Annotated in this window: 19 protein-coding genes and 1 pseudogene; all 20 read left to right on the top strand. The window is 27.0% G+C overall.

The genetic code is table 11. The features are described 5' to 3' along the window. Position 1 precedes the first annotated feature (1 nt). The 20 genes and pseudogenes from NSA50_RS05470 (at position 2) to NSA50_RS05570 (ending at position 23,884) form a co-directional block, all read left to right on the top strand. The gene (locus NSA50_RS05470) at positions 2–1,762 is read left to right on the top strand and encodes a sensor histidine kinase (RefSeq protein ID WP_195429951.1); all 1,761 of its coding nucleotides are present in this window, start codon (positions 2–4) and stop codon (positions 1,760–1,762) included. A 16-nt stretch (positions 1,763–1,778) separates the two neighbouring features. Then, positions 1,779–2,576: a response regulator transcription factor gene (locus NSA50_RS05475; RefSeq protein WP_207733851.1), complete on the top strand. Its 798-nt coding sequence runs from the start codon at positions 1,779–1,781 to the stop codon at positions 2,574–2,576. Positions 2,577–2,589: 13 nt separating this feature from the next. Next, on the top strand, positions 2,590–3,720 hold the full coding sequence (locus tag NSA50_RS19865; RefSeq protein WP_195429949.1) for a helix-turn-helix domain-containing protein: 1,131 nt from the start codon (positions 2,590–2,592) through the stop codon (positions 3,718–3,720). Positions 3,721–3,883: 163 nt separating this feature from the next. Continuing rightward, positions 3,884–5,992, top strand: coding sequence for a methyl-accepting chemotaxis protein (locus NSA50_RS05485; RefSeq protein WP_257443571.1), 2,109 nt, complete (start codon positions 3,884–3,886; stop codon positions 5,990–5,992). 170 nt (positions 5,993–6,162) lie between these two features. Next, positions 6,163–7,218, top strand: coding sequence for an aldose epimerase family protein (locus tag NSA50_RS05490; RefSeq protein WP_257443573.1), 1,056 nt, complete (start codon positions 6,163–6,165; stop codon positions 7,216–7,218). A gap of 41 nt (positions 7,219–7,259) precedes the next feature. Then, entirely contained in the window at positions 7,260–7,910 is a 651-nt protein-coding gene (gene fsa, locus NSA50_RS05495; protein ID WP_257443575.1) for a fructose-6-phosphate aldolase, read from the top strand. Positions 7,911–7,939: 29 nt separating this feature from the next. Beyond that, positions 7,940–9,937 carry a transketolase gene (gene tkt, locus NSA50_RS05500; RefSeq protein WP_257443578.1) on the top strand — a complete coding sequence of 666 codons (1,998 nt, stop codon included), beginning with the start codon at positions 7,940–7,942 and terminating at the stop codon, positions 9,935–9,937. A 72-nt stretch (positions 9,938–10,009) separates the two neighbouring features. After that, positions 10,010–11,485, top strand: a complete 1,476-nt coding sequence (locus NSA50_RS05505; RefSeq protein WP_195429939.1) for an L-fucose/L-arabinose isomerase family protein — start codon at positions 10,010–10,012, stop codon at positions 11,483–11,485. A gap of 145 nt (positions 11,486–11,630) precedes the next feature. Then, positions 11,631–11,810, top strand: coding sequence for a hypothetical protein (locus tag NSA50_RS05510; RefSeq protein ID WP_257443581.1), 180 nt, complete (start codon positions 11,631–11,633; stop codon positions 11,808–11,810). A gap of 1 nt (position 11,811) precedes the next feature. Beyond that, entirely contained in the window at positions 11,812–13,365 is a 1,554-nt protein-coding gene (locus NSA50_RS05515; RefSeq protein ID WP_257443583.1) for a recombinase family protein, read from the top strand. Between the two features lie 54 nt (positions 13,366–13,419). Beyond that, a pseudogene (locus NSA50_RS05520) lies at positions 13,420–14,244 on the top strand (mannose-1-phosphate guanylyltransferase); the annotation flags it as partial. A gap of 212 nt (positions 14,245–14,456) precedes the next feature. Beyond that, positions 14,457–14,999, top strand: coding sequence for a sigma-70 family RNA polymerase sigma factor (locus tag NSA50_RS05525; protein WP_257443585.1), 543 nt, complete (start codon positions 14,457–14,459; stop codon positions 14,997–14,999). Between the two features lie 13 nt (positions 15,000–15,012). Continuing rightward, the gene (locus NSA50_RS05530) at positions 15,013–16,083 is read left to right on the top strand and encodes a DUF4179 domain-containing protein (RefSeq protein WP_257443587.1); all 1,071 of its coding nucleotides are present in this window, start codon (positions 15,013–15,015) and stop codon (positions 16,081–16,083) included. A 107-nt stretch (positions 16,084–16,190) separates the two neighbouring features. After that, on the top strand, positions 16,191–16,583 hold the full coding sequence (locus NSA50_RS05535) for a hypothetical protein (protein ID WP_195266518.1): 393 nt from the start codon (positions 16,191–16,193) through the stop codon (positions 16,581–16,583). A gap of 178 nt (positions 16,584–16,761) precedes the next feature. After that, positions 16,762–17,376 carry a PH domain-containing protein gene (locus tag NSA50_RS05540; RefSeq protein WP_257443589.1) on the top strand — a complete coding sequence of 205 codons (615 nt, stop codon included), beginning with the start codon at positions 16,762–16,764 and terminating at the stop codon, positions 17,374–17,376. A gap of 1,238 nt (positions 17,377–18,614) precedes the next feature. After that, the gene (gene ytvI, locus NSA50_RS05550) at positions 18,615–19,691 is read left to right on the top strand and encodes a sporulation integral membrane protein YtvI (protein WP_243242200.1); all 1,077 of its coding nucleotides are present in this window, start codon (positions 18,615–18,617) and stop codon (positions 19,689–19,691) included. Positions 19,692–19,871: 180 nt separating this feature from the next. Further along, on the top strand, positions 19,872–20,306 hold the full coding sequence (locus NSA50_RS05555) for an NUDIX hydrolase (RefSeq protein ID WP_195266532.1): 435 nt from the start codon (positions 19,872–19,874) through the stop codon (positions 20,304–20,306). A gap of 139 nt (positions 20,307–20,445) precedes the next feature. Continuing rightward, positions 20,446–21,039 carry a zinc dependent phospholipase C family protein gene (locus NSA50_RS05560; protein WP_257443592.1) on the top strand — a complete coding sequence of 198 codons (594 nt, stop codon included), beginning with the start codon at positions 20,446–20,448 and terminating at the stop codon, positions 21,037–21,039. Between the two features lie 213 nt (positions 21,040–21,252). Then, positions 21,253–21,612 (top strand): ArsR/SmtB family transcription factor, encoded by a 360-nt coding sequence (locus NSA50_RS05565; protein WP_195266535.1) that lies wholly within the window; start codon positions 21,253–21,255, stop codon positions 21,610–21,612. A gap of 16 nt (positions 21,613–21,628) precedes the next feature. Beyond that, on the top strand, positions 21,629–23,884 hold the full coding sequence (locus tag NSA50_RS05570; protein WP_257443595.1) for a heavy metal translocating P-type ATPase: 2,256 nt from the start codon (positions 21,629–21,631) through the stop codon (positions 23,882–23,884). Positions 23,885–23,933: the final 49 nt, after the last annotated feature.

Below are 23,933 nucleotides of genomic sequence, written 5' to 3' on the forward strand. Positions count from 1 at the left end.
TATGCTTAATAAGTTTAAAATTAGTTCCATAAAAGATAATTATTTAAATTTAAGTATTATGAAAAAAATAGTTATTTACTTTTCTATGGTTTTTGTAATTTCCATTCTATTTATAACTATAGTTTATGAAAAAATAAATACTAGATATACGCTAGAAAAATTAGAACAAAGCTCTTTAGAGGTTTTAGAAAGTGCAAAATCTAATATGAATATAATAATCGGAAATACTAACAATGTTTCCAAAATGATAATATCTTCATATCAAATTCAAAACATTCTAAATCCATATCAGGAAAAGGATAACTCACTAAAAAATGAAGTTAATAAATACTTAATTCAATTTACTAACTTTCAGTCAAATATATCATCAATATATATATTAGATTATGAAGGAAGTAAATATTATTCTGATAACTATTCATATAAGACATTAAATTTAAATGATATAAAACATTCAAATTGGTATGAAGAGTTAATTAATAAAAATGGAGACTACATCTTAAAATACAATTGTGGTGGCTTGATAGATGAAGTAGATAGAAATTATGTGTCATTTATTAGGATAATTAATGACATAAATACTCAAAAACCAATAGGAATAATGATTATAAATATAGATGAAGATATGTTCTTTGATTTGGGAACAAATTTAGAAAATAAATATTCAACAAAACTATTAATTAAAAATAATGAAAATGATTTTATAACAAGACCTAGTAATATAGATGTTTTAAGTCAGTTGGAGGAAGATATAGATTATTGCATTAAAAATGGAACTATAACTAAGAACATAGAAAAAAATAATTATATTTTATCAAGTGTTCCAGTAGAGGGGATTAATTGGAATATAGTATCAATTTCCTCGTACAGTAAATTATTAGAGCAGAATAAATATGTAAAATATATATTACTATATTTTATATTAATAAATTTTGTGCTAATATTCCTTGGATCTATGGTAATATCAAAATTCATTACAGGACCTATAAATAAACTTTGTGAATCTATGAATGATGTAGGAGACGGAAAATTCAATATAGTAAATATAAAAACTTATAATGATGAAATTGGACAAATGAAAAATAGGTACAACTGCCTTATTATAGAAATTCAAGAACTTATGAAAAAGATAAAAGAAAATGAAGAGAAAAAGAGACAAATAGAATTAGATTTATTAATGTCTCAAATTAAACCTCACTTTTTATATAATACCTTAGATTCTATTAATTCACTTGCATTATCAGGAGAAAATAAGAAGATATATAAAATGATAAAATCCTTAGGGAAATTTTATAGAGTAAGTTTAAATGGAGGAAAAAATCTAATAAGTATAAAAGAAGAAGTTGATACAATAAGAAATTATCTAATAATTCAGGAAATGAGATATAGAGATTTATTAGAAGTTGAATATAATTTAGATGATTCATGTAATGAATATAAAATAATAAAACTAGTTTTACAGCCATTAGTTGAAAACTCTATTTATCATGGAATAAGAAATAAAAATGAAAAGGGAAAGATAATAATTTCAACATACCACGATGATGAAAGTATTTTTTTAAGTGTTGAGGATAATGGATTAGGAATTGATGAGAATAAAATAAAGAATATTTATGATAATGAAGGAATTGGAGTTGGGTTAAGGGCAACTAAAGAGAGATTAAGAATTTTCTATGGGGAGAAATTTAAATTTGTAGTTGAAAGTAAAGTTGGTATAGGGACTAAAATAACTATAAAAATCCCAAAAGAAAAACTTATATAGAAGAGGGGGGATTCTATTGAAAACAAAGATAATCATTGTTGATGATGAGTATTTAATAAGAAATCTTATACGTAATTGTATAGATTGGGATGAAATAGATATTGAAATAGTTGGAGAAGCTTCTAATGCACATGAGTGCTTAAAATTAATTGAAAAAAATAAACCTGATATAGTCTTAACTGATATAAATATGCCATTGACTAATGGATTAGACATGAGCCAGCATCTTTTAGAAAAATATCCAGAAATTAGAATAATAATAATAACTGGATATGATAAATTTGAATATGCAAAAAGAAGTATAAGATTAGGAATAAGTGATTTTATATTAAAGCCTATAGATGACGAAGAATTAAAAGAGGCAGTTTTAAGGTTAAAAGAAAAAATAGAAAAAGAAAAAGCAGAAATTAATGAAGTAAAAAGTATTAAAGAAACTATTGGAGATCTTACAGAAATAATAGAATTAGAAGAATGTGAAAGCGATAAGTGCGTTAATATTAACCAAATAAAAAAATATATAATAAAAAATATATCTAATAAAGATTTATCATTAAAAAGTGTAGCACAACATTTTTATATAAATTCATCTTATTTAAGTAGGATTTTTAAGGAAAAGACTAATGAGAATTTTGGTGAATATATAATAAAAACAAAAATGGAAATAGCTTTAAAGATGCTAGAAAACCCCAATATTAAAGCTTATGAAATTTCGAAAAAGTTAGGTTTTGATGATCCTAATTATTTTAGTAATTGGTTTAAGAAATATAGTGGATTATCTATAAAGGATTATAGAAATAGTATGGTTAAAAAGTAAGGAGAAAGATTGGGTGGAAGAGTTAGTAGGATATAAAGAGAGTTTTATGGGAAATACTTTAGGAAAAAAGTTGAAGTTTAGATGTTTAATAATAGAGTTTGAAGTTTACAATATTGAGGATGCTTCACTCAATAAAAAGAAACTAATGGAATGTAATTTAAATAATATAATAAGTGATATAGTAAATGAAGATGAGTATTATATTAGTTTTAAATTGATAGAGCAAAAAAGTGGATACGATATATCGTTTGTATATAATAAAAAAATAATGGAAATGAATGGAGAAAATGAAGAGGATTATATAAATTTTTTAAAGGAAAGTATAGAACAAAAAATTAATCATAAGGTTCATATTTATATAGGAAAAGAGGTAAATAATAATAGAGATATAATATTATCTTATAAATCAGCAGAAATATTAAGACTTTTAGTAAATTCATCTGATTTAAATTATTATGATAATATAGTTAATGAAAACAATGCTTCATATAAATTAGGCAAAATATATATTGATGAATTAATAGAGCAAGTTCAAGAAAATAATGAAGAGAAAATAATAGAAAATATAGATTTGCTATATGATAGTTTTAAAACTAATTCAGTATCATTGGAATTTATAAAAATGGATTTTAACTATTTAACATATAGAATAATTATGCTTATTAAGGATTTAGATTTAGAATGTAATAATAACAAAATCATTGAGTTTATTACTTATGATTTACATGAGAATTTAATGAGAAGAGGAAGTAATAGATACTTGAAAGGTTTTTTACTTGAATTATCAGGGTATTTAAAAAAGATTAAAGAAAATATAAGTGATAATGTATTAAATTATGTAATAAAAGAAGTAGCTGAAAATTATATGGACAAGCTAAGTTTAAAATCAATAAGTGAAAAATATTACATTAATAGCGCATATCTAGGACAATTGTTTTTAAAAAAATATAATAAAAGCTTCAAGGATTATTTAAATGAATTTAGAATAGAAAAAGCAGTTTATTTACTACTTAATACAAATAAAAAGGTATATGAAATAGCAACAATGGTTGGATATAGCAATACGGATTATTTTATAAAAAGATTTATGGAAGTAAAAGGTATGACGCCATTACGGTATAAACGAAATAAGATAAAGTATTAGAAAGAATAAAATGACAAAATATGTCTATATATAGATAATTAATTTCTTGTTTGATTGAAAAAGAGTATAGTATTATGAGAATAATGATAAAAGTAAATGCAATCTTTTTTGAAAACGATTAATAAGGGGCTGTTTATTACTATATAGGTATAAGGAGAAAAATATGAAAAAGAAAATACTAAAGCTATTTGATAAAAATAAAGATAGTTTAAAAACAAAAAAGTTCAAATTAAACAATCTTTATAACTTATCAAGAAACATTAGCATAAAATATAGGTTAATATTCTTTTATGGATTTTTGATACTTTCTATATTGTTGTTTATAGGTATAACATCTTTGTTTCAATATAGAGATGCCATTAATCAGAAAAGTAAGAAGTTTTCTTCGCAAATTACTTCGCAAATTAAGAGAAATATTTCAAATGAAATGGATAAACATTCAGATTTAGCTAAATCATTATCTATGGAGCCAGACATTCAAAATTACTTAATGAATAGTAAGAATATGGATTATAATGAAAAATATCAAATGACTATATCTTTATCTAAATTAATGAGAATTAGAGCTCTAGCAAATAAAAACTTAGAAAATATAAGTATTTTAGATAGTGAGAACAATAGCTTAGGAAATACTGCAATAAGTATGTTAGATTATTTGAAAGAAAATGAGATCAATGATCAAAAGTGGATTTTACAAAAGAATGATGATGTATATTCAATTTATAATATTACTCCAATAAATTCTCCGAATAATGGTAAAAAGATGGGATTATTAATTCAAGAAATAGACCCTAATATTTTTTCAAATGTACTAAAAGATATAGATTTAGGAGAAGGATATAATGTATCAATAGTAGGGTTAGATGGAACGATTATAGGGAATACTGATAAGATTAACATAGGACAGAAATACAAAGAAGAAAAGATTATAGAAGATGTTAAAAGAGAAATTAGCCTACTAGGCGAAAAGGAAGAAAATATAGAAAAAACATTTTCTGGTTCAAATAATAAACAATTAATATCTTTTGCAAGTATAGAAGCTAATGATTGGTATTTATTATCTACTATCCCATATAGTTATTTGAACAAGGAAGCTAATAAGATTAGCATAAATATAATAATAATAGGCTTAATCTCTTTTGTAATAGCTATGATTATTTCTATATTAATATCAAGAGGTATTTCAAGATCATTGCAAGATTTAATTAATCATATGGATAAGGCTAAAGGCGGAGATTTACACATCAATATAAATGATAATTACAAGGATGAAATAGGAAAAGTTAATGGTGCATTTAAAGAAATGCTTAAGAAAATAAGCGTGTTAATAGAAGATATAAAAAGCTTAATTGATAATATATCTAATGGAACAAAAGTAATTTCTATAGCAGCAGAGCATTCATATGCAGTTTCAGAAGAAATATCAGCAACTATGGTAGAAATAGAAACAGGAGCTGTTGGACAAGTATCTAGTGCAACTGAAAGCTTAGATTGTATGAATAATTTATCAAATGAGATAAATATAGTTAATGAAAAAGCAAGCAATGTATTAAGTCATTTAGAAAAGGCAAAATATTTACAAAATGGAGCAGTAGATACAGTAAAAGTATTGAATTTAAGGGCAGGAGAAACTAATGAAATATCTTTGGAAATTGTAAATCAAATAAATGCTTTAAATCATGAAGTAAAAGAAATTAAAGACATAGTTGATATAATAAAAGATATATCAGAGCAAACTAATTTATTGTCATTAAATGCAGCAATAGAAGCAGCAAGAGCTGGTGAAGCTGGAAAGGGATTTGCAGTAGTGGCAGATGAAGTTAGAAACTTAGCAAATAAGTCAAAGGAATCTTCAATAAGAATATCTAATATAATAAGCAATATTCAAAGGAAAACAGATGGAGTTGCTAATATGGCAAATAATTCAAAGGGCGTAATTATACAACAAATGGACGCTTTAAAAAATACTAGTTCAGCTTTTAATGATATCTTCTATTCAATGGGGAAAATTGATATTGAACTAAAAGAAGTCTTTGAATCTATAGAGAGAATAGTTGAGTCAAAGGAAGTTACAAAGACTGCAATAGAAAGTATAGTATCTATATCAGAAGAAACAGAAGCAACAACTAGAGAAGTATCAAGTGCTACTCAAGAGCAAATAAAAGAAATAGAAAAGGTATCTGATTTTTCAAAGGAGTTAGATGCAATAGTAGAAAAGGTAAAATATACAGTTTCCTATTTTAATGTAGATGATTCTAATAATGTAAACTAATAATATTTTAAAGAAGGAGTATATCCTTCTTTTTTTATAAAAATATAAATTGAAATTCAAATTAATCAATAGGATAAATATTGTCCATAAAAACATAAGTAATTTCTTGTAGCATGAATCAGGTATATTATAAGATAAATATGAATATAAGATTAAGTGGGGGGAAGAATATGTCTATAGTTGAACAGTCATTTGGAACAACAAAAAGTGGCATAGAAGTAAAAAGCTATACCTTAACTAATAAAAATAAAATGGAAGTTAAAATAATAACTTATGGTGGAGCTATAGTAGAAATTAATGCTCCAGATAAAAATGATAACTTTAGCGATGTTATTTTAGGATATGACAGTATTGAAGGATATGAAAATGGAAAGAAATTTCATGGAGCTTTAATAGGAAGATGTGGAAATAGAATAAAAGATAGTAGATTTACAATTAATAATGAAGAGTATGTTTTAGCAGCAAACGATGGAGTAAATCATCTTCATGGGGGCAGAAAAGGTTTTGATAAGGTTGTATGGGATGCAGAAATAATTGATGACGAAAACAATATATTAAAATTGTCATACTTAAGTAAAGATGGAGAAGAAGGATATCCAGGAAACTTAAATGTAAATGTATTCTATTCTCTTACAGCAGATAATGAGATAAAGATAGAATATAGAGCTGTTAGTGATAAAGATACAGTAGTTAATCTTACTAATCATGCATATTTCAATCTTAGAGGACATTCTTCAGGTGACATTTTAAATCAAAAGTTAATGGTTAATGCTGATAATTTCACTGTAAATGATAGATATTCAATTCCAACTGGAGAAATAAGAAGTGTAGAAAATACTCCTATGAATTTTAAGGAATTAAAAGCTATAGGAGAAAATATAAACGATCAAGATGAGCAAATTGAATTTGGACAAGGCTACGATCATAATTGGTTACTAAACTCAAAAGGAGATTTATCGGTTTTATCAGCTAAACTTGTTGATGAAGTAAGTGGACGAGTTATGGAAATGTATACAACGAATGTAGGAGTGCAAGTCTATAGTGGTAATTTTCTAGATGGATCTGAAATAGGTAAAAATAATGTAGCGTATGAAAAAAGAAGTGGAGTATGCTTAGAAACGCAATTTGTTCCTAATGCTATAAATGATAATAATTTTGAAACTTCATTACTTAAGGCAAATGACGAGTATAGACATACTACAATATATAAATTTACAACTATATAACTAATAAAAAAGATTTATAGATAAAAGGAGAGGTAGTAATAATGAAATTTTTCTTAGATACAGCAAATGTAAGTCATATTAGAGAAGTAAATGAAATGGGAGTTATTTGTGGAGTAACAACAAACCCATCTCTTATAGCAAAAGAAGGCAGAGATTTTAATGAAGTAATAAAGGAAATTACAGAAATCGTAGATGGACCAATTAGTGGGGAAGTAGTTAGTGAAGATGCTGCTGGAATGATAAAAGAAGGTAGAGAAATAGCTAAAATCCATAAAAATATGATAGTAAAAATTCCTATGACAGGCGAAGGATTAAAGGCAACTAAAGTTTTAAACAATGAAGGTATAAAAACTAATGTAACTTTAGTATTTTCAGCTACTCAAGCTTTACTTGCAGCAAATGCAGGGGCAACATATGTTAGTCCATTCCTTGGAAGATTAGATGATATATCAATGACAGGTATGGATTTAATAAGAGATATTTCAGAGATATTTAGCATACACCAAATAAATACAAAAATAATTGCAGCAAGCGTAAGAAATCCAATACATGTTTTAGATGCAGCTAGAGCAGGAGCAGATATAGCAACAATTCCTTATGAACTAGTTAAACAAATGTTAAAGCATCCATTAACAGATCAAGGTCTTGAAAAATTTAAGGCAGATTGGGAACAAGCTTTTGGAAATAAATAAGATATTGATTATAAGGAAGTGAGGGAAATATGAATAGAGAATTAGATAAGTTATCAATAAATGCTATAAGAGTTTTATCAGCAGATGCAATACAAAAGTCAAATTCTGGCCATCCAGGATTACCACTTGGAGCAGCTACAATGGCCTTTACTTTATGGAGCAAAATGAATCACAATGGAAAAAATCCAAATTGGGATAATAGAGATAGATTTATATTATCAGCAGGACATGGTTCAATGCTTGAATATTCCTTATTACATTTGTTTGGATATGGAATAGGTATAGAAGATATCAAAAATTTTAGACAAGTTGGAAGCTTAACTCCAGGACATCCTGAGTATAAACATACAAAAGGTGTAGAAATAACAACAGGTCCACTTGGCCAAGGGATATGTAATGCTGTAGGTATGGCTATTGCAGAAGCATATTTAGCACAAAAGTTTAATAAGGACAAGTTTGATATTATTGATCACTACACATATACAATTGTTGGTGATGGCTGTCTTATGGAAGGAATTTCAGGAGAAGCTTCATCATTAGCTGGAACATTAGGTCTTGGAAAATTAATTGCCCTTTATGATTCAAATAATATTTCAATAGAAGGTGATACTGATATCGCTTTTAGGGAAGATATTGCAAAAAGATATGAAGCATATGGATGGCAAGTTATTAAAGTTCAAGATGGAAATGATATAGATGCAATTTCAAGTGCCATAGATGAAGCAAAAGCAGAAACTTCAAAACCTTCTATTATAATAGTTAAAAATATAATAGGCTTTGGATGTCCTGCAAAGCAAGGAAAAGCATCAGCGCATGGAGAACCATTAGGTGAAGAAAATATCAAAGCATTAAAAGAAAACCTAGGATGGAAGCTTGAGCCTTCTTTCTATGTTCCAGATGAAGTATATGAAAATATGAATAAATATATTAATAAAGGAATAGAAAAAGAAGAAAAGTGGAATGAGTTATTTAATGAATATAAAAATTCTTATCCTGAATTAGCAGATGAATATGTTAAGTGGATAAAAAATGAAGTAGATAAAGATGAATTATTAAATAATGAAGAATTCTGGAGCTTTGATAAAGAAATGGCAACTAGAGAATCTTCAGGAATTATAATAAATAGATTAGCAAGTATTGTTCCAAATTTAATTGGGGGATCAGCAGATTTAGCTCCTTCAAATAAGAGTTATATGAACAATAAAGAAGATTTTTCAGCGGAAGATAGAAGTGGACAAAATCTTCACTTTGGAGTAAGAGAACATGCAATGGCAGCGATATCTAATGGTATATATGCTCATGGTGGACTTAAGATATTCTGCTCAACATTCTTTGTTTTTAGTGACTATATGAAGGGGGCAATGAGATTATCTTCTTTAATGAAGCTACCAGTAACATACGTTTTAACTCACGATAGTATTGGAGTAGGAGAAGATGGTCCAACTCATCAACCTATAGAACAATTAGCAGCACTAAGAAGTATGCCCAATATGGCAGTGTTTAGACCTGCCGATTCAAAGGAAACAGCTGCAGCATGGTATTATGCTTTAACTAATGGTGAAACACCAACATCATTAGTATTAACAAGACAAAAGTTGCCACTATATGAAGGGTGTCCAAAGAGAGCATTAAAAGGTGGATATATAATTAAGGAATCTAAAAAAGAAGTTCCAGATATTATATTAATGGCATCAGGTTCAGAAGTGGAATTAGTGTATAAGGCTTCGGACAAGCTTTTTGAACAGGGGATTGATGCGAGAGTAGTAAGTATTCCTTGTTTTGAATTATTTAATGCTCAAGATAAGGATTATAAAGAAAGTGTACTTCCAAATAGAGTACGTACAAGATTAGCAGTAGAAGCTTTAACTTCATTTGGATGGCACAAGTATGTAGGGTTAGATGGAGATATAATATCCCTTGATACCTTTGGAGAATCAGGAAATGCAAATGAATTATTTAAGAAATTTGGATTTACAGTAGAAAATGTTGTTGAGAAATCAATAAATTGTATTATTAAAAATAGATAAATTTAAATATATATTAGTTCATAAGAATATTTAATGTTTAGAATTTACAAAAGTTATTTGGAGGAGATATAAATGAATAATATACCAAAGGTTAAGCTAGGAATAGTAGCAGTAAGTAGAGATTGTTTTCCAATGGAATTATCAGCAAATCGTAGAAAAGCTGTAGTTGAAGCATATAACGGAGAAATATATGAATGTCAAGTAACAGTAGAAAATGAAGTTCATATGAGACAAGCATTAAAAGATATAAAGGATGCAGGTGTAAATGCTTTAGTAGTTTATTTAGGTAACTTTGGACCAGAAACATCAGAAACATTATTAGCAAAAGAATTTGATGGACCAGTAATGTTTGTTGCTGCAGCTGAAGAAACTGGAGATGACTTAATAGGAGGAAGAGGAGATGCTTATTGTGGAATGTTAAATGCTAGCTATAATCTAGCACTTAGAAATGTAAATGCATATATTCCAGAATATCCAGTAGGAACAGCAGATGAAGTTTCAGAAATGATTGAAGAATTTATTCCAGTAGCAACAGCTTTAATTGGACTTAAAAACTTAAAAATAATTTCTTTTGGACCAAGACCACAAGATTTCTTAGCTTGCAATGCACCAATTAAGCAATTATATAATTTAGGAGTAGAAATTGAAGAAAACTCTGAATTAGATTTATATGCAGCATTTAATGACCACAAAGATGACCCTAGAATTCCAGATGTAATTGCAGATATGGAAAAAGAATTAGGCGAAGGAAATAAAATGCCTGGTATTTTACCTAAGCTTGCACAATATGAACTTACATTATTAGATTGGATGGAAGGACATAAAGGGTCAAGAGAATTCGTAGTATTTGCTAATAAGTGCTGGCCATCATTCCAAACTCAATTTGGATTTGTTCCATGCTATGTTAATAGCAGATTAACAGCTAAAGGAATAGCAGTATCATGCGAAGTTGATATTTATGGAGCATTAAGTGAATATATTGGAACTTGCATAAGTCAAGATGTTGTAACTTTACTAGATATTAATAATACAGTTCCAAAAGATATGTATGAGTCAGATATCAAAGGAAAGTTTAACTATACATTAAAAGATACATTTATGGGATTCCACTGTGGTAATACAGCAGCATGCAAATTAACAAGCTGTACTATGAAAAATCAAATGATTATGGCAAGAGCTTTAGAGCCAAATCAAGAGCCAAACATTACAAGAGGAACTCTTGAAGGAGATATAGTTCCAGGAGAAATAACTTTCTTCAGATTACAAAGTAATGCAGATGCAGAGCTTACTGCATATGTTGCAGAAGGCGAAGTATTACCAGTTGCAACAAGATCTTTTGGGGCAATAGGAATATTTGCAATTCCTGAAATGGGAAGATTCTATAGACATGTGTTAATAGAAGGAAGATATCCTCATCATGGAGCAGTTGCATTTGGACACTTTGGTAAGGCAATCCATAATTTATTTAGATATTTAGGAGTTAAGGAAATAGGCTTTAATCAACCTAAAGGAATGCTATATAAAACAGAAAATCCATTTATAAAATAATATATTAATTTTTTTTATTGCACTATAAAAAGGCTGTATCATATCACCAGATACGGCCTTTTTACTTTAATAAAATAAAATATAAGCATATCCACAAAATGTTATAAATAAAATTCTATATAAACAATTATTATGAGGGATTGGCTTGGTAAATATTAATAATAAAGTTTATTTTGGAGAGGAAAACCTGGAGGAATTACTTTATGAAGTAATTAAAAATAAATTATTACAGGTGACACATGATATAAAAAACGGAGATAGTAGTATTATCTTGGATAAAAAGTTAAATCCATCTTTAGAAGATAAAGTAGAGGTGGATAAATAGAATGAAAAAGATATGGAATGTAGCTATATATGCAAGGGTTTCAACAGATAAAAAGGATCAAAGTGAATCTATTCCGGCACAAGTTGGTAATTTAAAAAAATGGCTTTTAGAAAAAGAAATAAGTGATATTAATTCTGTATATAATTTAATCGATATTTATGAAGATCAAGGAACATCTGGATCTACATTCGAAAGACAAGCTTTTATTAGGATGAAACAAGCTATTGAAGATAAAAAGATTAACATGATTCTTACACGTGATTTATCAAGATTTTCAAGAAATTATGTTTTAGCAGGATATTATCTAGAGGATTATTTTAAAGTTAATAATGTAAGATTTGTATCTGTTTTAGATAATGTAGATACAGAAAATGAGTTTAATGATATCATTCCATTTAAAAATATTTTGAATGAAATGTATATTAAGGATTGTAGTAAAAGAGTAAGAAGTGCCTTATTAGAAAGAATGCAAAGAGGTTCATCTATTGCCAGCAAGCCTCCATATGGCTATAAATTTGAGGAATACTATGAGGGAAATCAAAAAACTATAGTATTAGTACCAGAAGGTGGAGAAGCTACAGAGGTTATAAAAGAAATTTTTACATTATATATAAGTGGATGGGGAGCAGGAAAAATTGCTAATTATTTAAATGAAAAAGGCATAGAGCCACCATCAGCAAGATTAAAAAACTTTAAAAATAAAAAGACTGGGTTATGGAATAGCAATACTATATTTTCTATATTAAAAAATCCTAAGTATGGCGGATATATGGCACAACAAAGATGGAAAAAGGTAAGTTATAAAATAAATCAAGTTAGGGCTACAGATGAAAGTGAATGGATATGGGGAGGGGAGTTCGATGGAATAATAGACAAGAATACATTTAATAATGTTCAAAGGCTACTAAGCGAAAGAAGTAGTGGATATAGATATAAAAATGGGGTTTTGCACCCATTTTCAAGAGTTTTAAAATGTGGGGATTGTAACGGCTCAATGACTTATAAAGCACAATATAAAGGATATAAATGTTCAAATAGTCAAAAGGGTGGGAGTAGGTGTACAGCTCATAGCGTAAAGGAAGATTATTTAATAGAAATCATAAAAGAAAATTTAATAAAGTTAATAGATGAAAATATAGACAAAAACAAATATTATAATCTAATAAAAGATATAAAGATAGACAATAATTTTGAGAAAGAATTACTCACAGTTGAACATGAGTTATCCACATTAGATAATAAATTCCAAAAGTTATATGAGGATAAATTAACAAATTTAATTACAGAAAGAAATTTTAATAATATGGTTAAGGTTATTCAAGATAAACAAGAAAAACTAATTAAAAGAAATAAAGAACTGCATACAATGATTAATAATAGTATTAATAATAATAGCTTAGAAATATACAATAATAAAATAAAGCGGATATTAGAGCTTAAAGAAATAGACAGAGAATTTATAGAGGCAGTAGTAGATAAAATTATTGTTACAGAAAATAAAGAAAAGCAAGAAAAAATGATTGAGGTGTATTTTAAGTTTAGTAATAAAATATAAAGTTTGAGTTGTAATTAGTAATATATAAGTATTATAAAAATAGCCTTTATCATTAACAAAGAAACCGCTACATGTATAGGTCTATCTGCTGTTAAGCTTTTGAAGAAAGATGGAGATGCTGTTATGGTTGTATTGCCTTCTGATCATCATATAGAAAACGAGAAGGTTTATATAGAAACATTATCACAAGCTGTGGATATCGCAAATAAAAGACGGGGAATAGTAACACTTGGTATATCTCCAACAAGAGCAGAAACAGGCTATGGGTATATCGAGATGGGACAAAGAATACAATCATCAGAGATACCAACTTATAAAGTAGCTAGGTTTACTGAAAAACCTAATGTGGAAGTCGCAAAAGACTTTTTATTAAAAGGAACTTATTTATGGAATTCAGGAATGTTTGTTTTTAGAGCAGATGTAATATTAAGAGAAATAGAAAAATATCTTCCACAACTATATAAATCATTAATGGAAATATATAAGCATATTGGGGAAGAAGATGAAGAAGAAGTTATTAACGAGCAATATTCATTAATAGATGGAATATCAATAGATTTTGGAGTTATGCAAAAAACTAGAAAGGCTTTCGTTATAAAAAGTGATTTTGTATGGGATGATATAGGAAGCTTTTCAGCACTAAGTAGATATTTAGAAGAAAAGAAAGATAATAAAACAAGTAATAATGTATATTTGCAAGATAGTGAAAATTGCTCTATATTTGGAGATAAAAATTTAATAATTGGATTAGGAATAAAAGATTTAGTTATAGTAGATGCTGGAGATGTTATTCTTATAATGGACAAGAATAAGGATCAGGAAATAAAACATTTACTAAGTGATCTGACTAATAAACCTGAATATGAAGACTACATTTAGAGTGAAAGAATGAAAAAGTGAAGAAATGAAGAAATGGTACCACTAGAGTTATATCTAGTGGTATTTTTATTTTGAAATATATATTTTAAATATTTGTAATTAGGGTAATATGGAAGTTGTAGAGGATGCTTTGGAAAAAATATTGTTTCTTGATAGAAAAAGAATTAATTACACGTATTAATAAGTGTAAAGGATTTTGTGGGAGGGAAAATATGGATGATGATAAAATAGTCTATTTTATAAAGAAAAGAAATGAGAAGGGATTAGAATTATTAATTGATGCTTATAGTGGTTTAATTACTTCTATCATAAAGAAACACTTATATAATCTGTATGATAAACATGAGGAATGTATTGATGATGTTCTATTATCAATTTGGAATAATATTGATAGTTTTGATAACTCAAAAAATACATTGAAAAATTGGATAGCTGCAATTTCACAGTATAGAGCTATTGATTATAAACGTAAATATATAAAATTACTTAATAAAGAGATTGATATAAATCAAATTGAAAATCAAGCTTTTATAGATAATAGTGTTACTGAAGATGAACTAAGAAGTGATATAGAAGAGTTATTACGTTGTTTGAAACAAGAAGATAGAGATATTTTTATAAAAAGGTATATAGAAGAAAAATCTATGGAAGAATTGGTATTAGAGACAGGGATTAAAGAAGAGATAATTTATAATAGGTTATCCAGAGGTCGTAAAAAATTAAGAAAAAAATATAGAAATTTAACAGCTGAATAAAGGAGATGAGTTGATGAAGAGTGATTATGAGTTATTGAACGAAGTTAAAGTTGATTTTAATAAGTATGATAATATTGAAATTGATGATTTAGAAAGGAGAAAAATCAAGAAGAGGCTAAAAGGGAAAATAAAGAATAAAAAGAAATCTACTAAAAAAATAATAATTGCTGCATCAGTCATATTAATAGTTGGAACTATCGGTATAAAAATAATACCTGTACAAGCTACAATAGAACAGTTAGGTAATAAATTAGAAGAGTTCTTCGGTATGAGCAATAATAAAGCATATAATGACTATAAAATTGTTATAGGGAGCAGTATTGAAGATAAGAAAATCACATTTACTTTAAATGAATTATTAATAAAGAAAGATAAAGCGATAATTAATGTTAAGGTTGATAATAGAAAATTTAAATCACAGCAAGCGATAACAATTTTTCCAGATATATATGTAGATGGTGAAAAGGTTAGTGAAGGTGGGTCAACAAGCTTAAATTATAATGAAGATGGAACATATGAAATGCTTCATATAGTAAATATAAAAGATGTAGATATAGATAAAGATTTAAAAATCGATATAGAATATTTAGGTGGAGAATATAAGCAGTATGGAATAGAAAGAGGATTAAATGGAAATTGGGCTTTTAGTATTAATTACAATGGTGAAAAGATAGCTAGAGATACTAAGAAGATATATATAAATAAGGATATTAATATTGGAAATGAATATTCTTATAACATAAATAGTATTGTAATATCTCCAGTAGATGTAATATTAAAATATAATACTACATTAATGAATGAAGAAAAAATAATAAATGGAGAAGATCATTCTAGAGATATATCATTCACAATTATGGATGCTGATAAGAATGTGATAGTAAAAGAAAATGGGATGAATATAACAGGGGATATGACAACAGGAGATATGGAAGCTAATATGTTTTTAGATAGTGAATTGAAAAATAAAATTATTATTGTTCCATATAAAGTGTCATATAAAAAATATGATTCTATTGATGAAATGATAAAAGATAGAGAATATATTTTTGATGAATCAATTGAAATAGAATTAGAGGACTAGGTTTATAAAATAGGGAAGTGATATCTTCCCTATTTTATTTGTAATATTCTATTAATTTTATGATAAAATATACATATAATAGTTAAATTAATTAAGGAGGATTGGATTTGGGTAAAGGAGTAAGCATTCAGTGTAAGAGATGTGATTATAGTGCAACGTTATTTGAAGGGATTGGTTCTAGGACTAAAGACTTCGAAGTGTTTAGAGGAGAGCTTACTAAGAAAAGAAATGACAGTATAGACTTTATATTAAGTAAGAAAAATATTAATAATATAAGCTATTATAATGCATATGTAAAATGTGATAAGTGTGGAAATTTAGCAACAGTTCCTTACGTAGAAATTAATTATGATGATAATAAAATTTTCAAATTAGAGTATAGCTGTGAAATATGTAGAAGTAAATATAAGGTAGTTAGTGAAGATGAGATAGTTAACAGTAGATGTCCAATTTGTAATTACGAGCATTTACAAAATTCTAGAAGTATATTTTGGGATTAATAGAAAGCAAAAAAAGTTTATATTTTTATATGAGTTTTTGTAAATGTATTCATGAATATTTTCTTTTAAATGAGAAAGTAAATTTTAATAATAAATAATTCGATAAAATAAAATATATATGTGTTATTAAAAAGTTACTATATAAATAAAAAAATTATAAGGATTTAGGAGGGTATATATGTTAAAAAAATTAGCTTCAGATGCTCTAGGACTAAGTGATATAGGAAAAATAATTGATAAAAAGGATTTTAATAAGGTGGATGCAGATGATTATATAATGCATGAAGATGGAGAACAAATATTTTTCCTTATAAAATCAAGAACTGATGAGTATTGCTTCACTAATTTAGCTCTTATCCATGTAGATGGTACATCTGCTGTAAGTAAAAAGAGACTTGTGACAAGATATGATTATTATAGAAATGAAATTAGAAATGTTGCTATAGAAACAGCTGGGACTATAGATCTGGATTGTGAAATTAAATTTATTATTGGAGAAACAGCTTTTTCAATAGATGTAGATAAAAATCAAATAGAACAATTAAAGGATTTATATAAATCATTAATTAGAATATCTCATATAATACATGAAAATGATATTATGCTTGCTAAATCTGAAGAAACTTTAAAAATAGCATCCAGTGTTTGTGCATCAAGTAAGGTTGTTGAAGGAAATGCAGCAGAAATATTTAAAGATATAAATGAGTATGCTTTTAATTGGACAAAGATAAGTAGAGAAAATTACATTAAAAAAGATTTTTCTGATGTGTTTAAGAATTATATAAATAACTAATATTAAAGGTCATAGATATCTATGACCCTTGCTATTAGTTATTTATCTTGAGAGCTTCTTTTATTTTTGTATGCTTTATTCAATAAAATAATTATAGAAATTATAATGATAGAAGTTATTATGAATAAAATTGTAGTTTTGGTGATATAGATTTTTTTATCTTCTATACCTTTATTAAATTCTTCTTCTATTATATTAGTAGCTAATTTTAACTCCGTAGGAACTTCATAGGTTTCATTTTTATAGCCTTTATCATATGCATTTTTTAATTCTACATTTAATTTGTCAATTCCAGAATCATACCCTTCCTTATACCAGTCTTCTTGTATATGACTTGAGAATCCTTGAGATTTATATTCAAATCCTTTGATAGAATCTTCGAATCCAAGAGTTTTAGTTTCATCCTTAAGTTGACTTTGTCTATTTTCATATGCCGATAAGTATTCTTTAATAAAAATTTGATTTACATTATCAGAGAAAGTTGAAGGGGTAATAAATTTATCAGCATCAGATATTCCTTGTTTTTTATAAATCTCTTTATTTTGAGTTATGTAATTTTTATATCCTTTATCATAACCATCTTTATAGGTTATTTTTAAAATTTCATTAGAATATGAATTGTTATCAGGAGCTCCATTAGATCCTGCATTAAAACCTAAGGAATAACTTTCACTTTTATCTGATTGGAGTTTTTGGTATCCATCATTATATCCATTAATATAAGTTTCATTTGAGGAATGAGACGTATTTTTATTATTACCATTATATCCGTCAGTATAGCCGATATCATATTTAGATTCTTGAATATTATTTATTTCACTATCTAAGTTTGGTTGAAGTGTTTGTCCATCGTAAGGACAACCGTTTTCATGTAAGTGAGCTGGGTAGCCGTGATGATAATGATAGCTTCCTAAGCCAGATACATTTTTATTATCTTTATGGCCTCATGAAGAATCGGTTCTTCCTGAGTGAGCAAATGAATTAATTGTAATCATAGATGATAAAAATATAGATAAAGACACAGTTTTAATAATAGGTTTAATATGTAACATAGCTTAACTCCTTCATAATGTGCAAATATAATACTATTATCCATAATATAGGAATAGTTTACTATATTATGGATAATAATTTATTTTATAGAAAATGAATTCTGAATTTTAAATTAATATTGAAATTATAAATTTAAAATTAAATTTATTTATTGTATAATCAATATAAAATATAAGGAGATTAAGATGATGGGTGTAGAGAAAAAAAGAGAATTTATAATTAATACGCTGTACTTAGCAATCGTTTCTGCAATAATATATATTGCAATTAGATATGGGCTAGCTTGGTTTTTACCATTTGTAATAGGATTTGGAATAGCATTTATATTAAAGCCATTGATAAATCTAATATCAAGAAAATCTGGGGTAAATAGGAAGGCGGTTGCTGGTATTACAGTTTTAATTTTTTATACAACAGTTGGAGCCTTATTTACATTAATTATAGTAAAGGTATTTGTTGCATTAAAGGAATTATTTATTAAATTGCCAGGCATTTATATGACTTCTATAGAACCAGCAATATTTCAGTTATCTAGCGGATTTGAAGATATATTGATAAAATTAGATCCTACTTTAGTGCAAGCTATAAGAGATATTATATCCTCATTTACAGAATCATTAGGAGCTGTAATTTCTAGTATATCATCAGGAGTTGTTGTATTTGTATCATCAACAGTTACTTCTGTACCAACATTTTTTATTATAGTTATATTTTCCATTATTGCATCTTTCTTCTTTGCGATGGATTATACAAATATAACAAGTTTTATAACAAGACAATTTTCTGAAAAAACTTCTAGTTTGATATTTGATGTTAAAGATTATATAGTTGGTACCTTATTTAAATTTGTAAAGGCTTATTCAATAATAATAACAGTAACTTTTATAGAACTAGCTATAGGGCTATCTATATTAAGGATAGAGGGCGCAATTACAATAGCATTATTAATAGCTTGTGTAGATGTACTTCCTGTACTTGGAACAGGTGGGATAGTTATACCTTGGATTATAATAGAATTAATTAGAGGTAATATAGCTTTAGCAATAGGATTAACTATAGTTTATGTTGTTATAACAATAGTAAGAAACGTTTTAGAACCAAAAGTTGTAGGACAGCAAGTTGGGTTGCATCCTATAATAATGTTGATGTGTATGTTTATAGGAGTTAAAATATTTGGATTCCTAGGATTATTTGTATTACCTATAATAGTTATAATATTAAAAAACTTAAATGATAGTGGAAAGATACATATATTTAAATAGGAAGACAATAAAAATTATTATTTAAGAAAATTTAAAAGTGAATTAAGTAATTTATTAAAAGATAGTGAATAAACGATATATTAATATTTATTAAAAGATGTAGATATATGAAAGTATAGATTATTATACTGAATATATCTATTATTTTATAAATAATACCTTTATAAATAGGAGTAGCATATGAAAATTGAATTTTATGAAAAAAATATAGTAGAAAATGAAAAATTACTTTATGCAATAATTGTATCAAGATATAAGAATAAATGGATATTTGTTAAACATAAAGAACGAGATACGTGGGAAATTCCAGCAGGACATAGAGAAATTAATGAAGATATAAATTTTACGGCAAAAAGAGAATTATTTGAAGAAACAGGAGCTAAGGAATTTGAAATATTATACATGAACGATTATTCTTTAGAGATTAATGGAAAGAAAAGTTACGCGGCATTATTCTTTGCTGAAATATATTCTTTAGGAGATTTGCCGGATTTTGAAATAGGAGAAATTAAAGAATTTGATAATATACCTAAAAATTTAACTTATCCAGATATACAACCTAAATTATTCGAAAAAATAAAAGAAGTATTAAAGGTGAATATTAACAAATTATAGATTTAAGGTTATAATGGTTAAGAGAGAAGGCAATTACTAATATGATAATAAGTGGGGCTATATACAAGAAAACATATTTGTCTTTTATCATCTATAGTATTATCATATAGTTAAATAAGAAAAGCGAGGTGAGGAAATTATGATGATGAATACTCACAAAGCTTTAGCACAACAATTTATAAGCAATGTAGAAGAGGATAAAGTCTTTATAATAAATGATGGACATTTTATATGGGGAAACTTAAAACCTGATTCTGTATCAAAATATAAATTTAAAAAACACTATATAGATGAAAGTTTTGATATGGTTGTTAAAAAGATAGAATTTTTATCCTCATTAACTTTAGATGATATCTATAGTAGATATTCATCTAAAAAATTTAATCAAGAGCTAGGCGTTGTTTGTCATTTTTTATGTGACTTTTTCTGTATTCCACATTTTCAAAGATGGGAATTTAAAAGTGCTAATGCTATGAAGGAACATGTATTATATGAAAATGAATTAAATAAATTTTCTAAGGATTATAATATAAAAAGAGATATGAATTTCCACCTAACATCAGAAGAAATTGGGAAGTATATAATGAAACTTCAAAAAGAATACGAAGGAATAGCCTCATACGAGAAAGATTTACTTTTTGCTAGTCATATTTGTAGTACTGTTGTGAATATGGTATTAAACGAAGTATTTTTAAATCAAAAGTTAAAAGAGCATATAGCTTTAGTAATATAGAGAGTCAATAGACTCTCTATTTTTTTATATAAGGTCAGTATAAAAGCATAAGATTTCGAAAATCTTATTATATAAGAAGTTTAACAGTGTAATATTTGAAAAGTAGATTTATGGAAAATTTTTTTATTTAAAGTTGACACATTTGATGGGAATATCATATAATATTATTAAATAAACATATGAGCAATTGTTCATATGTTGTGGGAGGGAATTATGGAAGAGAATAAATTAGAAAGTTGTAATTGTACAATAATTCATAAGGATGTTGTTGATAAAGTTAGAAAGTCTATACCAGATGAGGAAAAATTATACGATTTAGCTGATTTATTTAAAGCTTTTAGTGATTCTACAAGAATAAAAATATTATGTGCTTTATTCCAGGAAGAATTATGTGTATGTGATTTAGCTGCACTATTGAATATGACACAATCTGCAATCTCACATCAGCTTAGAGTATTAAAATCAAATAGATTAGTTAAGTTTAGAAGAGATGGGAAAGTTATATATTATTCATTATCAGATGATCATATCAAGCATATATTTAATGAAGGATTTAAGCACATTATTGAATAGGAAAGTGGTGAAAAATATGAGTAGTAATGAAATAAAATTAATTTTATCAGGTTTAACATGTGCAAATTGTGCAAACAAAATTGAAACAAGAGTAAATAGTATCAATGGTGTTAAAGAAGCTACTTTAAATTTTACAACATCAACTTTAATTATAGAATTAAATGGGGAAAGACATAATGATGATGTTATAGCAGAAGCAAAAGGGATAATAAATAAACTTGAACCAGGTGTCAAAGTATTTAATAAAAATGAAAATAATATTGTTACTAAAGAAGTTAATAAGTGTACAAGTGGTACGTGTTCAATAGAAAATAAAAGTGATAAAGAAAATCATAATCATGACAATAATCATTCTCATAGCAATTTAAGAGGCGAATCCAATGAGAATTCTCATGAACACTCACATGGACATTCACATGATCATTCTCACGGAGAAGCAGTGAGTTTGAAAGAAAACATGAGGCTAATAATAGGAGCAATAGTATATGCAATTGCTTTGATTTCAACTGAAGGATCAATTCTATCTGTAGTATTATTTGCGCTTAGTTATGTATTAGTTGGAGGAGAAGTTGTATTAACTGCTATAAAAAATATCTTAAGAGGAGAAGTTTTTGATGAAAATTTCTTAATGACAGTAGCTACTTTAGGTGCATTCTTTGTAGGAGAGTTTCCAGAAGGTGTAGCTGTTATGTTATTTTATCAAATAGGAGAAGTATTCCAATCATATGCAGTAAATAGATCAAGGAAATCAATTACTTCTCTTATGAATATAAGAGCTGATTATGCAAATATTTTAAAGAATGGGAAAGAAGAAAAAGTTAACCCAGAAACTGTTAATATAGATGATGTAATAATTATAAAACCAGGAGAAAGAGTGCCATTAGATGGTACAGTATTAGATGGAACGAGTTTTGTTGATACATCAGCGCTTACTGGAGAATCAGTTCCAAGAGAAATTTCAATAGGAGAAGATATATTAGCTGGTTTTATAAATACTAATGGTGTTTTAAAGGTAAAAGTAACTAAGAACTTTAAGGAGTCAACAGTTTCTAGAATTTTAGAATTAGTAGAAAATGCTTCTAATAAAAAGGCACCAACTGAAAAGTTTATAACTAAATTTGCAAGAATTTATACTCCAATAGTTGTTTTCTCTGCATTAGCATTGGCAATAATACCACCTTTAGTGATAAAGGATGCAAGTTTTTATGACTGGATTTATAGAGCATTGATATTCTTAGTAGTATCTTGTCCATGTGCTTTGGTAGTTTCAATCCCTCTTGGATTATTTGCTGGAATTGGTGGTGCTTCTAGAAAAGGTATATTAGTTAAGGGTGGAAATTACTTAGAGGCACTTAAAGATGTTAATACAGTTGTTTTTGATAAAACAGGAACATTAACAAAAGGTGTTTTCAAAGTAACCGAAGTAAATAATATTGATATACCTAAAGAAGAGCTAATAAAGGTTGCAGCTATTTCTGAAAGTTTATCAAATCATCCAATAGCACAATCTATAATTAAGGAATATGGAAAAGAAATAGATTCTAATGAATTAAGTGATTACGAAGAGATATCTGGACATGGAATTAAGGTAACTATTAATAATTCACAAGTATTAATTGGTAACTATAAGCTTATGGAAAAGTTCGAAATAAAATATAATAATATAAATTCAATTGGAACAATAGTCCATGTAGCAATAAATAATGAATATAAAGGTAATATAGTAATTTCAGATGAAATAAAAGAAAGTTCTAAATCAGCAATAGCAGGTTTAAAGAGTATAGGTGTATCTCAAACTGTTATGTTAACAGGAGACAATAAATCCGTAGGAGAAAAGGTAGCATCATTAGTAGGTGTTGATAAAGTGTTTGCTGAATTGTTACCAGGAGATAAGGTTGATAAAGTAGAAGAGTTAATTGAAAATAATTCAACTGAAGGAAAGGTTATATTTGTAGGTGATGGAATAAATGATGCTCCAGTTTTAGCAAGAGCAGATATTGGAGTTGCTATGGGTGGTATTGGATCAGATGCGGCTATAGAGGCAGCAGATGTTGTTTTAATGAAAGATGATCCAGAGGCTCTAGTTACAGCTATTAAAGTTGCAAGAAAAACCAATAAAGTATTATGGCAAAATATATTATTCTCATTAGGAGTAAAAGTTCTTGTATTACTTTTAGGAGCTTTTGGTATTGCTAATATGTGGGAAGCTGTATTTGCAGATGTTGGAGTTACAGTAATAGCAGTAATAAACTCAACAAGATGCTTGAAATAATTTCAAATACTATTTTTATTGACAAATTTCAGCATATTCAATATAATAA

The organism is Clostridium mucosae (assembly GCF_024622765.1).
GTDB lineage: Bacteria > Bacillota > Clostridia > Clostridiales > Clostridiaceae > Clostridium.

What these genes read in the sequence shown, in the direction of transcription:
- NSA50_RS05470 (WP_195429951.1), top strand. Translation starts at nt 2, where the DNA reads ATGCTTAATAAGTTTAAAATTAGTTCCATAAAAGATAATTATTTAAAT.
- NSA50_RS05485 (WP_257443571.1), top strand. Translation starts at nt 3,884, where the DNA reads ATGAAAAAGAAAATACTAAAGCTATTTGATAAAAATAAAGATAGTTTA.
- NSA50_RS05490 (WP_257443573.1), top strand. Translation starts at nt 6,163, where the DNA reads ATGTCTATAGTTGAACAGTCATTTGGAACAACAAAAAGTGGCATAGAA.
- fsa (WP_257443575.1), top strand. Translation starts at nt 7,260, where the DNA reads ATGAAATTTTTCTTAGATACAGCAAATGTAAGTCATATTAGAGAAGTA.
- tkt (WP_257443578.1), top strand. Translation starts at nt 7,940, where the DNA reads ATGAATAGAGAATTAGATAAGTTATCAATAAATGCTATAAGAGTTTTA.
- NSA50_RS05505 (WP_195429939.1), top strand. Translation starts at nt 10,010, where the DNA reads ATGAATAATATACCAAAGGTTAAGCTAGGAATAGTAGCAGTAAGTAGA.
- NSA50_RS05515 (WP_257443583.1), top strand. Translation starts at nt 11,812, where the DNA reads ATGAAAAAGATATGGAATGTAGCTATATATGCAAGGGTTTCAACAGAT.
- NSA50_RS05525 (WP_257443585.1), top strand. Translation starts at nt 14,457, where the DNA reads ATGGATGATGATAAAATAGTCTATTTTATAAAGAAAAGAAATGAGAAG.
- NSA50_RS05530 (WP_257443587.1), top strand. Translation starts at nt 15,013, where the DNA reads ATGAAGAGTGATTATGAGTTATTGAACGAAGTTAAAGTTGATTTTAAT.
- NSA50_RS05540 (WP_257443589.1), top strand. Translation starts at nt 16,762, where the DNA reads ATGTTAAAAAAATTAGCTTCAGATGCTCTAGGACTAAGTGATATAGGA.
- ytvI (WP_243242200.1), top strand. Translation starts at nt 18,615, where the DNA reads ATGATGGGTGTAGAGAAAAAAAGAGAATTTATAATTAATACGCTGTAC.
- NSA50_RS05555 (WP_195266532.1), top strand. Translation starts at nt 19,872, where the DNA reads ATGAAAATTGAATTTTATGAAAAAAATATAGTAGAAAATGAAAAATTA.
- NSA50_RS05560 (WP_257443592.1), top strand. Translation starts at nt 20,446, where the DNA reads ATGATGATGAATACTCACAAAGCTTTAGCACAACAATTTATAAGCAAT.
- NSA50_RS05565 (WP_195266535.1), top strand. Translation starts at nt 21,253, where the DNA reads ATGGAAGAGAATAAATTAGAAAGTTGTAATTGTACAATAATTCATAAG.
- NSA50_RS05570 (WP_257443595.1), top strand. Translation starts at nt 21,629, where the DNA reads ATGAGTAGTAATGAAATAAAATTAATTTTATCAGGTTTAACATGTGCA.